Below are 13,872 nucleotides of genomic sequence, written 5' to 3'. Positions count from 1 at the left end.
GACCTATGAATTGTATCTGTGCAGTTTTTGACAAGTTCAAAAATACGTGCTGTGAAAGCCATAAGCTCTGATTAGGAAAAGTAGTAGCATGGTTGATGTAGATAGTATTAATTGATAATTTGTGGATTTTTCTAAAGAAGTTATCTCTTTTTGCTTTCTTGATGCTTATGTATTTCTAAGTATAACCTTGGGTTCAAAGGAAACTATTGGCTGTTCCACATTTTCAACTTTTTCGAGTTTTGTATTGGGCTTTAAAAGGTTGTACAACGTAAAACCTGTACAAGCTGATCTAATAATTTCCACGATCGCTTCTATTATAGGCATTTCTAGCACATGAGATGTAACACTACTTACCAATGAAACTGCACCAACAACACCAGCCACAATTGATTAATGTGCTCTTTTTGATGATTTTTCTTTTGCAGAATTTCCTTTGTAGATTCACTACATGGTTCAGCGAAAGAGGTGTCATTATAGGTATTTGGCTCTTGCACGGAGATATCTACTGAAGCATTATATGCCTCTTCTCTACTTCCACATATGGATTGAGGAATTTTAAAATCTTTAATATTTATATTGATATTTTTATATAATTGAGTATCAGTTTCTGCATCTGTTGTCATATTTGCAGTCTTTTCATGTTCCTCTACATTAAAACTATCTTTAACTTTCTCAACGTTTTCTGGTATATTAGAAGTCTTTAATTCCTCTGTGTCAGCTGCAGTAATGGTTATCAGGATGCCCTTCCAATCTTTGAATCTTTTAACAATAGCTTTTCTTATTTTTTTTACATTTTCGTGATGTTTTTTCCTTTCCATTAAGTTTGTTAATTGAGTCGAAATAGCGAGCCAGTTCACCTCATAAGTTTAGTGCTTTCTCAATCAAAGATATTTTACTATTTAAAATATCTTCCTTATAAAAATTTAGCCTATCTTTTACATTGAAACAATGTTAACAAGATTTGCCTTTTTTAGAATACAATAAACCCCTAGGGAATACCTTATTGAATTCTATAATATTATTTTTTGTATTATTATAATATTTATCATTATAATGGGGCTGGCGAAGTTTGTTAAATAGTTTTTGCATTTCTATAAGTTACTTTGGTGGACTGGTAGCTGTGCAACTAGTTCTCTATGTTACAACTTTTGATGCTAAAAGATCTGATTTCTTGATTTAAAGTTTTTATTGTTTATAGAGAATAAACTGCTACAATAAACGAGTAAAAGGTAAAGAAAGCTTTGATTATGCAAGATGATAAAAAAACAACGATAGAAGAAGAAAAGGGCATATTGGGCTGGATAGAGTATAGATTACCTATATTTTCTTTTCTAAAACATACTGCTTCTTACCAAGTGCCAAAAAACTTAAATTATGCTTGGAACTTTGGTTCTTTGGCTGGTATAGCGCTAATTTTACAAATAATAACGGGTATATTTCTTGCTATGCACTACACTCCACATGTTGATCATGCATTTAACAGCGTAGAGCGCATAATGCGTGACGTAAATTATGGATGGCTGATACGCTACACTCATGCTGTTGGAGCGTCGCTCTTCTTTATGGTAGTCTATGTTCATATGATGCGCGGGTTATATTATGGGTCTTATAAAAGGCCACGAGAAATGGTATGGTTTATAGGTATATTTATATTTTTTGCAATGATGGCAACAGCATTTATGGGATATGTTCTTCCCTGGGGACAAATGAGTTTTTGGGGTGCAACAGTTATAACCAACTTATTTTCAGCAGTACCCTTAGTTGGCAATAAAATAGTTATGTGGTTATGGGGTGGTTTTTCCGTTGATAACCCAACACTTAATCGTTTTTTTGCTCTGCATTATCTTTTACCCTTTGTTATTATTGCTTTAGCTATGCTGCATATTATTGCTCTACATAGATTTGGTTCTGGTAACCCAAGTGGAGTAGAAGTGAAATCAGGTAAGGATACCATTCCACTCTACCCTTATTATATAGTAAAGGATTGCATAACTTTTGGTCTGTTTTTTATAGTTTTATTTGCGTTTGTTTTCTATGCTCCCAATTATCTTGGTCATCCCTCTAATTATATAGAGGCTGATTCTATGGTCACTCCTGTTCATATAGTACCAGAATGGTACTTTTTACCTTTTTATGCAATGCTGCGCTCAATTCCAGATAAACTTACCGGTGTGCTTACTATGTTTGGGTCTATTTTAGTGTGGTTTCTATTGCCTTGGCTTGATAAAGCAAAAGTTAAAAGTGGTGCTTATCGCCCATTATTCAAAAAGTTTTTTTTGGTTTTTGCAGTAAATTTTGCATTTCTTGCTTGGCTTGGGGGACAGGAAGTCAAAGAACCTTACATCACTCTAAGTAGGCTTTCTACTCTTTATTACTTTGCATACTTTATGGTAGTTTTACCACTGCTTAGTAAGTATGAGAAGCCAGAGGAATTACCAAAAACCATAAGTGATTCTGTACCTGAGATGAAATAATGCTGGTTAAGAATATATTAGCTGTGTCTTGTGCATTACTTCTTACTAACTCTGTGTGTGCAGAAGAATTTGTACCTTCGCCAAATAAAAAAATGGACTGGAGCTTTGATGGAGCTACTGGATTCTTTGATAGGGAGTCAATCCAGCGTGGTTATAAAGTATATAAGGAAGTCTGTGCTGCTTGTCATTCAATGAATAGAATAGCGTTTCGTGATTTGCAAGATGTTGGTTTTTCTGAAGATGATGTAAAGCAGATTGCAGCTTCTTACCAAGTTAAAGATGGTCCAAATGATCTGGGTGAAATGTTCGATAGACCTGGAATACCTTCAGATTATTTTATTGCACCTTTTGATACGAAAGAAGTAGCTGCAGCAAGTAATAATGGTGCAATTCCACCGGACTTGTCACTCATTATTAAAGCGAGGCACGATAGTGCAAATTATGTCTATTCGCTTTTAACGGGCTATCGAAACGATGAGCAAGATGAGAATGGTTTATATTTTAATCCATATTTCCCAACAGGTAAATTAGCTATGGCACCACCGCTATCTGAAGGAATGGTAGAATATGATGGTGCAAGACAAGCTACAGTTGAAAATATGGCGTACGATGTAGTAAATTTTTTACAGTGGGCAGCAGAGCCAGAACTAGAGCGCCGACATAAGCTTGGATTTAAAATAGTGGCGTATTTTATAATCTTAACGGTGTTTGTTGTACTAACCAACAAAAGGATTTGGAGCAAGCTCTATAAAAAGAGAAAATAGAGTTTTTTTTGTATCCATTGACACTCACTTTCATACCTTATTTACTCTAGTAAGATAATAAATATATGATAATATAGGAATTATGAAATTTCAACTAGTTACGCATTTTCAACCAGCTGGAGATCAACCGCAGGCAATAGATAGTCTAGTTGCAGGACTAAATGACAATAAAAGAGATCAGGTTTTACTTGGAGTTACTGGTTCTGGGAAGACTTTCACTATGGCAAATGTTATTGCAAGGACAAACAGACCTGCTCTCATCATTGCTCACAATAAAACTTTAGCAGCTCAGCTTTATGAGGAAATGAAAGGTTTTTTTCCCCATAATGCTGTTGAATACTTCATTTCTTATTATGATTACTATCAGCCTGAAGCTTATTTGCCACAAACTGACACTTATATTGAAAAAGATTCTGTAATCAATGAAAGAATTGATATGCTGCGTTATTCTGCCGTTTGCTCCCTTTTAGAGCGCAGGGATACAATTGTAGTTGCCAGTGTTTCCTGCATATACGGTCTTGGTTCGCCTGAAAGCTACCTCAGTATGACCATAACTTTAAGTACTGGGGATAGAATTCGTATTAATGATTTCCTGAATGATTTAGCTAATCTCCAGTATAAGCGCTCTGATATCAGATTTGAGAGAGGATATTTTAGAATGCGCGGCGATGTTATCGATATATTTCCTGCCTATTATGAAGACAAAGCTTGGCGTTTATTGCTGATTGGTAATGAGATAGAAGGGATCTCTGAAATTAATGCTATAACGGGTAATATTATCAAATGCATAGATAAAATCACCATTTTTCCCAATAGCTATCATATTACATCACGTGAGACTCTGTTGCGTGCGGTTCAGCCAATTAGAGAAGAGCTGAATGAACGCTTGGATTATTACTACTCGCAAAACAAAATTGTTGAAGCACAACGCCTTGAACAGCGTACCAATTTTGATATCGAAATGATGGTAGCAACAGGAACGTGTAAAGGTATTGAAAATTATTCGCGTTATCTCTATGGAATGGAAGCTGGAGATGCACCGCCTACATTGTTTGAATATTTACCTGAGGATGTAATTTTGTTTGTTGATGAAAGTCATGTTACTGTTCCTCAGATTGGTGCAATGTATAATGGTAATGAATCACGTAAAAAAAAATTGATCGACCACGGCTTCCGGCTTCCTTCTGCTTTCGATAACCGTCCGTTAAAGTTTAAGGAGTGGGAGTCAATGCGGCCGCAGACTATTTACATTTCAGCCACTCCCGGAAAATATGAGTTGGCAAGGACGAATAACTTGTTCGTAGAGCAAGTTATTCGTCCAACAGGAATTACAGATCCAATCTGCATTGTGAAACCAGCTGAGGCTCAAGTTTACGATGTGGTTCACGAGGCGCAAGTGACAATAAAGAGAGGATTTTGTGTTCTAATTACTACATTGACCAAAAAAATGGCAGAAAAGCTGGCTGAGCATATGAGCGAGTTAAATATGAAAGTGAGTTATTTGCATTCAGATATTAGTGCGCTAGAGAGAATTGACATTGTATACAAATTAAGATCGAAAGAAATTGATGTTCTAATCGGTGTTAACTTGCTGCGGGAGGGTCTTGATATTCCAGAGTGTGGTTTGGTTGCAATTCTGGATGCTGATAAAGAAGGATTTTTGCGATCAGAGACTTCACTCATTCAAACGATCGGTCGTGCTGCACGTAATGCTGAAAGCAGGGCAATTTTATATGCAGATAAAGTCACTGGTTCCATGGATCGTGCATTAAAAGAAACTGAAAGGAGAAGAAAAAAACAAAAGAAATATAGTGTCTTGCATAATGTTTTACCCAAGACTATAATAAAACCTATATCAAATACTTTAAAAGAAAAAGTGGTGGTGAAGGTAACAACAATCGGTATGAACAAGGATACTGTAAGCAGTTTAAGAAAACAGATGTTAGCACATGCCAAGAACTTAGAATTTGAAGAAGCAGCTAAAATCAAAAATATTATTGGAAGGATAAATAATCTGTGATATAATGTGCATCATTTAAAAAAGTAAGTAACTTTATTGATGCGTTTAGGATTAATACACATTAAATATTTAGTACTATAAAATTAAATTATTAAGTTTGATGGCAGAAGAGATTAACATTATGAACGATTTCACTAATAACAATAATTCAAGCGACAGTTCAATTTTCCAAGGAAAAATCTGTCCAGAAGATTTAAATAAGGCTCAGGAAGTAAATGAACTCAAAGGGGTAACCGAGGAGCTTTTTAAGAAGATTGAGCTGCAAAAGCAGGAATATGAAGGGTTAGGGAAGGAAGCGAGCAGTGAAATACAAGGAATGTTTACTCCAGTAATGCTGGGTGATGATAATCCAACAGATGGTGGTATAGTAGAAGAAACATTGGCGGAACTTGGGAAGTTTTTTCAATCTTTATTAAGTGAATTTGAAATAGAGTTAGACCCAAAAACCTACGAGATGATCAATGGAAAAAGGGAGAAAAACTGGCTTGCTGCGATAATTAAATTTTTGCATGATAAGCTTAAGGAATTAGTTGAGAAGGTCTTTTCTTGCGATTTAAGTTTTGATGAGAGGGTCGATAAAGAGATAAAAGAATTAGAAGAAAAGTTGCTAAGTGGTGGTTTCTCCAAAGAAGAGGAAGTAGCAGTACTGGGAAAGCTAGAAGCCCTGCGTGAGCTCAAATTGAAACTTCAAATGGCAGTAGCTGGATGGATTGTAGCAATGGTTGCTGAGATCTTTGCAGTTGAGCTAGTGGTTGCAGCGGAAGGAACAGGGACAGCTAAAGAAGAAGACAAAAAGGCGGAAAAAACGTCGTCGAAAAAAGAAGTAGAGGTTTGTAAAGAAATAGGAATAAAAGTAGGTGAAGATGAGAAATTGCGAATCTTGCCAATATCTCTTTTCTTAATCCCAGCTCGTGGTCAGTCAAATAGACTAATTATTCCTCCACTTAAGCCAGAAGAGCAGAACCTTTTACGGGATTCTCTAAAAAAGATGATTCATGGGCCTGAACATGATGTGAATAGGGAAAATTGTGAGGTAAAAGAGACAAAAGTGGAGGAAAATAAACAAGTGGAAGAATTGATTGCTGTACGTCCAACTGCTTCAGGGCAGCCTGCAACAAATTCAATGGAACTGAAGGATACTCAAAGAGATAACAGTGATTGGAAAGAAATGAAAGGTCAAGGTAAGAATAATACTTGTAAGAAAACTTTAAGGCAATCTAATCGAGGATTTGTTTCCAACGACAATACTTCAAGGCGACCTGCTCAAAGTTCTGTTTTTAGTAGAGAGACTCCAGAACAACTAGCTCAGGAATATGTTTTTAACGGGGAAGCTTCAACTCAACATGCTACAAAATCTGTTTCTAATAGAGGGTCTTCAGGACAACCTATGAAAGGTTCTGTTGTTGGTAGTGAATATGATTTTAGTACTTGGAGTAATGCTGAATATGAAGCTCAACAAAGTTCTGTGAATAATGCCCAACCAACAAGTGAGTGTAATGATGTAAAAGTTAATAATCACGTAAACTCAATGGGAAGGGCACAAGGAGAAGCACAATCAAGATAGCAAGGGGGTATCATTCCAGCGCGTAACGTTAGAATCTAGGAATATAAGAAAGACGAATAAAAATTTTTGAAAAAATATAAAAAAATGTTTGCACTGATGATTTATTTATTATATACTAATTACATAATATTTTTATTTAGGAGGTGATATGCATGGCGATAAAGGTTTTAAAGGAATGGAAGAGTGGAAACTTAGGAATGAAAAAGGTGAAGGTGGTGGAATAGTAGTACGAGTTAAAGGAGCAAGGTATGATGATCATAGCGATGTAGCAAGAAGAATACAAGAAAGAGAACGTGAGCACCAGTCTAATCAGCCTAGTAGCTCTATGGGCGGGTGTTACTCTAGTGGAGCTAGTAGCAGTCAGAAAAGATAATTATTCTAATTTAGAAATAGGGGGGTATATGCCTAATATAAAAAAAACAGTAAGTGCACTGATTAGTGCTTTTAATGTAAATAATTATGCTCGTCGTATAATTGACACTAATTTTTCTGTGCAAAGGAGAGACAAGAAAGACTGTGTTATAGTTTCATTTGATAAAGGTATGGATGATTATCAGTGTAGAAGATACCTAAGTGATATAAAAAGAAGGATAATATGTGAATTCTACGATATTGAGAAAGGTAATGATAAAGAAATATTAAATACAGCTGAGTTAATTTTTGATATAAAGTCTTTTCCATTTGATCTTAGTAAAGGAGAGTGGTATTTAGATGAAGATAATAATAGGCTTGAGTTTGTAACGCCTATTGATCCAGGTGTAATTTTTAATTTAAAGTCTCATTTAGCTGCTTCACTTGCAAAAGATGTTCGAGTAGATATGCCGGCTTCTACTATGTTTATTAAAGCACCTAACAAAGAAGGTTATTTGTGGCAGGGTGAATTTCCTAATACAAAGTTATGTGAGGAATTTGTAAATTTATTTTTATCAGGTATAGAGCAAAGATATGAGAATATTCCTCAGAAACCTTTGAAAGTGAAGGACAATGATGTATATATAAAAGATATTTTTAATGATATTCAGTTTGTTGATAGTATAACACGGTATACTGCATGGCTTGTAGGGATGTACCTTGGAGTTAGCAGTAGTGATAACTATAAAGTAAAGTTATTTAAAGATATGATAATAGAGTCTGTTTATCAATCAACGGGAATAATAATAGCTGGTTTTATGTGTGCTTCTCCTCTAGGTAGAAAAGAAGCCTCAATTCTTATACCAGTTATACGAAGTTGTAAAGGAGCTAGGTTATTAACATGTAAAGAAGCTTTAGTTCTAAATGAGACATTTAATGGTGCTGTGTTTGATGATATTAGTGGTGATACTCAAGCAGCATTAACAATAAATGGAAGCAGTTGGGTATGTGGTATAAACTTTTCTAACCCAGAGATTTCTCACTGTGTAATAAATAAAATCATAGAAAACTCCGTAATCAATGAAGATCATGAATTAGCCATCCCTTATAAGCCTTTAAAAAGATCATTTACGATTGATGATGAAGCAAAAGAATACATTCTGCAGCGTTTTATATTTAGTTTACCTCTTGATAATAATGAGAAATCAAAAACAGAAATATTAGGCTCTCTCTTTTCTCCTAAAGGTAGGGAGAAGCTATACTCAATTCTTTCTTTGTCTTATGAAAGAAAGAAACTATATTCAGAATTCTATGTTTCTCCTGAACAGAGTGACCAACTGGAATTAAAGTGGTGCTCACTTCATGAACAGCCGCTAACACACTTAAAGTCTCCCAGATATAGTCCAAAAGAAAAGGAGCTACTACACAATACTATAGATTCAGGTGAAGGTAGTGATCGGTCTATAAGTGCTGCTGAGGTAAATGCTGGTAGTGGATCTCCTTGGGAACTATTAAGTAAAATACCAGGTATAAAAAAGCTTTCTCCTCTGTTACCACGGCATACAACAACTGCTGATACTAACAGTAAAATAAGTAAAGCTGCTAGTCAGGAGGAGCAAATAAGAGAAAGACATAAGTCTAACATTTCTGTTATTTCTACGGACAGTGCTATTTCTTGTAAATCAGGTTCACCACAATCTACAAATAAAACAGGTGGTACGATTGATAGTGGTATAAGTTCCTTGCGATGGTCGAGTGTTATTGACGTTGTGGAATCTAGTGGTGAGGGTAAATTCCCTCGAGGTTCTTTTCAGTACGCTTCATCAGTAAGTAGTTTATCGACTACAAGCAGTGATTCTGCATCAAGTAACATATCAAGCAAAACTATTATACCAAGTAAAACAATTGATGTGTCGCGTTATAATAGAGAACATGATCCTTCTGTACTGTATAATGAAGGTAAAGATATTGATAAAAAAAAGCTTGGTCTAGAACTTACATTTGAACCTGGCAAGTATCACATATCACCTTCTAAAGGAAATAATTTGCCGTACCATTGTAAATGCACTGACACTGATTTATCATCTTTAAACCCGAGTGCTCCTATCAAGGGACCTAAAGATAAGCGACCATCTTCACATTTGGATTCTATTAGTACAAGTGGGGCTAAGGCTTTCTTTAAGAATCTATTTTAATTCTTTAAGCTATTGGGTTTATTTATTTAATATATCTTATTTCACTATAACCACTTAACCAGGGTCGGAGGTAAAATCCTGGCCCTTTTGGACATAACCATATGGACATTGGGGTTTGAGATAATTTCCATGGAAGGGGGGTGTGGTGTCATCCAAGTAGCCTCCTTTTCCTGTCATTCCGTATCCTCTCTTGTCATCCAGTGTGTAACATTAGCATACAGTCTTTTATTTCTTGATTCCAGCTAGCTTTGTTGCTCGCAACCTATGAAAAGTTAACTCTAGTTAAGATTATAGTTAACCTATTAAAAATCTTATTTTTTTTGCAATCAATCTGATCAAATAGTAATTCGTTATTTGTATTAATAAATTCAATTCTATTCAAAATAGCTAAAGCATTGAAATGCTTGAATTTTAGCTGAATGGTAGTGAAATTTCTTTTATAAAAGTTTAGGTATTCTACTGAACGTTCTTGTTTACTGATATTCTTTCCCAGTTTCAACTACTTGCATGATATCAAGTAGTAGCCTCTTGCTCAAATATGTAAAAAGTCTCATAATAAAAGTTGGTTAAATTTTTAACCAACTCAGAAAAAGGCAAAAGAAGCCCTAACTCTACTATCTATTTTCAGTATCGACATTTTTTAAGTCTAAAGCTTTATAAGCGCATTTCGACTTGTATAGTAAAACCTAGACTGTTGTTGAAGACATAGGGTGCGCATAGGCAAAAATTGAAAAATAAGACACTAATCATATTATACTCCTGCTATTCAATCTGCGCAGATAAAGATAACTAAATACCTCCAGCATTATGATAAGAGGATTGGCAGGGCTTGTAATGTCAAGTAATTTTTGCATTTTTTGTGTGGTGGGGGATAACTTGGAAGACACTATTCTGGTAAACTGAAATCCGTTTATGGACTTAGTAATGAGATTACTTCTTCAACTTTATCGAAGTAAAAAACTGATTTCCATTGCGGTAAATAAGCAACATTATTGAATCTTTACCGCTTTTCTTTATTGCTAAATCAACTTGTTTTTGAAAATTTTCAGTATTTTCTATATCAACCCCATCTAGTTGAATAATGATATCTCCTTTTTTGATACCACGCAGTGTAGCGTTACTATTACTATCTACATTGGTAACTATCACACCTTTTATAGGCGTGTCATTTTTACTTTCTTTTGGCTCTTTTGGTAGATTTGAAACAGTTAAACCAGTTATATAGTCAGATATTGATCTATTTTCTTCTGTATTGCTATCTTTGCTGTCATTTACAGATTCTTCGATAACAACTTTAACATTAACTTCTTTACCTTTTCTCAATAACTTAATTTGCACTTTTTTCCCAGGTTCAGTCCTTGAAACCATTTGAGGTAGTTGTGTCATTCTATCAATTTTTTTACCATCAAATTCTAATAATATGTCACCTACCTTAATACCACCTTTTTCTGCAGGACTATCCTTCACTATGTTTGCAACCAGTGCACCTTTTACGTCTTTTAAACCTAAAGATTCAGCAAATTCTCTTGTTATAGGCTGGACTTGTACGCCAAGCCAACCGTGTTTTATTTTTTTACCACTTTTTAATGTATCAATAATGGATATAGCTAGATTAGATGGTATAGCAAAGCCTATACCCACATTGCCGCCAGACTCAGATGGGGAATAAATAGCAGTGTTAATACCTATAACTTTTCCATTTAAATCAAATAATGGACCTCCAGAGTTACCTCTATTAATTGCAGCATCAGTTTGAATAAACTCACTCGTGGTGCCAATACTAATGTCCCTGGACCTTGCAGATATAATTCCTGTACTTACAGAACCACCTAAACCAAATGGGTTACCTATTGCCATAACCGTATCACCAACCCTTGCTTTATCGGAGTTACTAAACGTTACAAAGGAAAGGTCTTTGTCAGCTTTGATCTTAAGCACAGCGAGGTCAGTTCTTGCATCGTAACCCAAAACTTCTGCTTTGAAATAGGTGTTATCATTCATAGTAACTGTGATGTCTTGGGCGTTTTTAATAACGTGATAATTGGTTACTATAGTTCCACTTTTATCTATAATGAATCCTGATCCAAGTAATACCACTTCTCTGTTGATACTAGGGTTCCTATCTGTAAAAAACTGATCAAAATGCTCAAAGAACTCTCTAAAATCGTCAAAGAAATTATTTCTTGGTGCAAAAGAAGGGGTTTTAGTTCTATTGTTATTTTCTTGCTTAATTATTTGTTCACTTGAGATGTTTACAACTGCAGGAATAAGTTCTTCCACTAGGTCAGCAAGCCCTTGATTACAGTTGCATACATAGGTATTAGTGTCTGAGACCTTTCTTGTACCCCAATCAAACATATTAGCATACGAAGAAAATGAAATCAGAAAACATGCAAATATAGATAAAACCTTACTTTTCATAAACTATTTCCATCCCTTATTCAAAATATTTAAGAAATTATTATTTAGTGAAAGTATAAATTTAGTGTTATTTTCAGTAAATGACTTACTGTAAGCTCTCATAGAGCGATAAAAGTTAAAAAACTCTTCATCAACTTTAAATGCACTGTTATAAATTCTAGTTGCTTCAGCATAACCACGACCTCTTATTTCATAAGCTTCTCTTACTGCACTAGCAATAATTTCCCTTTTTAGTTTATCAGCTTTTGATCTAATTTCCTGCCCTGCTTGTTCTCCTTCTGCTCTAATTTCTTTTGCTTCTTTTTCTCTTTCAGTTTGCATACGCCGAAATATTGCAGAGCTATTTTCCTCTGGTAAATCTGCTCTCTTAATCCTGACATCTATTATTTCTATACCAAATTTTCCAGCTTCAGAGTAAACTCCACGCTGGATTAGTTGCATGACTTCTGATCTTTTTTCATTTAATAAACTAATTAATGAAAACCTCCCTATATTTTCCCTTATATGAGCTTCCATGATTGGATATAATCTTCTGACTAACCCTGATTCATTTCCCACAGTTTGGTAAAAAGTGATAGGATCTACTATTTTATATTTTGCATAAGCATCTACTATGACACGTTTTTGATCTGCAGTTATCACTTCTCTTGGAGTTTTGTCAGGACTTAAATCTAAAACTCTCTTATCAAGAAATTCTACGTTATTTATAAGTGGTAACTTGAAATATAAACCGCTTTTTCTAATATCTCTTACAACTTTACCCAGTTGTATAACTATTGCTTGCTTTGTTTCTTGCACAACAAATATTGAATTAGATAGAACAATCAGCAAGATAGCAAATATAGAAACAAAAGCAATTTTAATGTTACTGCTCATGGTTATTTTCCCAAATTTGTAAGAGGTAAATAAGAAAACATACCTTTCAAATCTTCAGTGACAACAACTTTATCTACTTTATTAAAGATATTTTCCATAGTTTCAAGATAAATACGGTTTTTTACGAGAGAAGGATTTTGCTTGTATTCCTCATAAAGAGATAAAAAGCGATTTGCATTACCTTTTGCTTCATTTATTATCTCATTTTCATATGCTTCCGCATCTAGTTTTATCTTTATTGCCTCACCCTTTGCTCGAGGTATAATATCATTGCTGTAAGCATATGCCTCATTTATAGTACGCTCTTTATCTGCACGAGCACTTTGTACATCTCTAAATGAGCTAATTACTTTTTCTGGTGGGTCGATTTTTTTCATTTGAACAGATAAAATTTCTATGCCCATTTGATATCCGTCAAGAATTTGTTGCAATAAAATTCTAGTGTCTCTGGAAATTTCAGCTCTACCTTGACCTTCGAGTGCAAAAGAGATCGTGTTTTTGCCTATTATTTCTCTCATAGCACTCTCAGCAGCATTTTTAACACTAAAACCAGGTTTATAATCCCTTACTTTGAATAAATAATCCTTAGCGTCCCTAACGCGCCATTGGACCTCAAAGTTAACGTTAACTATATTCTCATCTCCAGTGAGCATCACACCTTCGCCGCGATCTGTATCTCGCCCATAAGGGCTACTTATCCCAATTTCTTCACGATTTACTTCCTTAACGTTCACTTTAAAAACCTTGCCGATAGGGTAAGGGAAGTGATAACGCAAGCCAGGTGTTTCCGTATTGGAATATTTACCAAATGTAAGCTCTATGCCTTCTTCACTTGGATGGACAATATAAAAACCAGTACAGACATAGAATAACAAAATAATAAAAATGATGAAATAAGGCTTTTTGCCACTATTTCTTGTTAAACCAATAAAAAAGTACCTTATCTCAGATATAGCTTTACTTAAAATATCTTCATTATTAGGAGTTTTATTCCCTACCGTTTTTTTTTCCAGGTTCCAAGGATTATGTTCATCAAACATAATGATTAATTCTATCAGTTAATACACTAGTATTACTTCTTTAATAAGAAAATGCAAGCATAAATTACTTTTATTTACGAGTTAATTATCAGAATGGAAGACGTGATCTTACACTTTCTTTTCTCTATGTGATATGGTTAACCCTATAGAACTTTCTGGCCTTATTT

Annotated in this window: 10 protein-coding genes; 6 read left to right on the top strand and 4 right to left on the bottom strand. The window is 34.7% G+C overall.

Annotation, left to right across the window (positions count from 1 at the left end; translation table 11 throughout):
- Positions 1-350: 350 nt before the first annotated feature.
- Positions 351-818, bottom strand: a complete 468-nt coding sequence (locus WBM_RS04740) for a hypothetical protein (protein ID WP_011256973.1) — start codon at positions 816-818, stop codon at positions 351-353.
- Between the two features lie 429 nt (positions 819-1,247).
- On the opposite strand from WBM_RS04740, the gene WBM_RS04735 reads away from it, so the two are divergent.
- From WBM_RS04735 to WBM_RS04710, 6 genes are all read left to right on the top strand, one after another.
- Complete coding sequence (locus WBM_RS04735; protein ID WP_011256972.1) at positions 1,248-2,474, top strand: cytochrome b; 1,227 nt, start codon at positions 1,248-1,250, stop codon at positions 2,472-2,474.
- Positions 2,474-3,238: a cytochrome c1 gene (locus tag WBM_RS04730; protein WP_011256971.1), complete on the top strand. Its 765-nt coding sequence runs from the start codon at positions 2,474-2,476 to the stop codon at positions 3,236-3,238. The genes WBM_RS04735 and WBM_RS04730 overlap by 1 nt, the downstream gene beginning before the upstream one ends.
- An 82-nt stretch (positions 3,239-3,320) precedes the next feature.
- Positions 3,321-5,258, top strand: a complete 1,938-nt coding sequence (gene uvrB, locus WBM_RS04725; protein WP_011256970.1) for an excinuclease ABC subunit UvrB — start codon at positions 3,321-3,323, stop codon at positions 5,256-5,258.
- 100 nt (positions 5,259-5,358) lie between these two features.
- Positions 5,359-6,822: a hypothetical protein gene (locus WBM_RS04720; RefSeq protein WP_011256969.1), complete on the top strand. Its 1,464-nt coding sequence runs from the start codon at positions 5,359-5,361 to the stop codon at positions 6,820-6,822.
- A gap of 148 nt (positions 6,823-6,970) precedes the next feature.
- On the top strand, positions 6,971-7,195 hold the full coding sequence (locus WBM_RS04715) for a hypothetical protein (RefSeq protein ID WP_041571515.1): 225 nt from the start codon (positions 6,971-6,973) through the stop codon (positions 7,193-7,195).
- 28 nt (positions 7,196-7,223) lie between these two features.
- On the top strand, positions 7,224-9,368 hold the full coding sequence (locus WBM_RS04710; RefSeq protein ID WP_041571514.1) for a hypothetical protein: 2,145 nt from the start codon (positions 7,224-7,226) through the stop codon (positions 9,366-9,368).
- Positions 9,369-10,298: 930 nt separating this feature from the next.
- Here the strand turns inward: WBM_RS04710 and WBM_RS04705 are convergent.
- From WBM_RS04705 to hflK, 3 genes are read right to left on the bottom strand one after another with little or no spacing between them, the layout of a single operon-like run.
- Positions 10,299-11,789 carry a DegQ family serine endoprotease gene (locus WBM_RS04705; RefSeq protein WP_011256967.1) on the bottom strand — a complete coding sequence of 497 codons (1,491 nt, stop codon included), beginning with the start codon at positions 11,787-11,789 and terminating at the stop codon, positions 10,299-10,301.
- Positions 11,790-11,792: 3 nt separating this feature from the next.
- Positions 11,793-12,665 (bottom strand): protease modulator HflC, encoded by an 873-nt coding sequence (gene hflC / locus WBM_RS04700; protein ID WP_011256966.1) that lies wholly within the window; start codon positions 12,663-12,665, stop codon positions 11,793-11,795.
- A gap of 2 nt (positions 12,666-12,667) precedes the next feature.
- Positions 12,668-13,705 (bottom strand): FtsH protease activity modulator HflK, encoded by a 1,038-nt coding sequence (gene hflK / locus WBM_RS04695; protein WP_011256965.1) that lies wholly within the window; start codon positions 13,703-13,705, stop codon positions 12,668-12,670.
- Between the last annotated feature and the right edge of the window lie 167 nt (positions 13,706-13,872).

It is taken from the genome of Wolbachia endosymbiont strain TRS of Brugia malayi, assembly GCF_000008385.1.
GTDB lineage: Bacteria > Pseudomonadota > Alphaproteobacteria > Rickettsiales > Anaplasmataceae > Wolbachia.
Note: the sequence above shows the minus strand (reverse complement) of the source record. Positions and strands in the feature narration are given on the sequence as shown.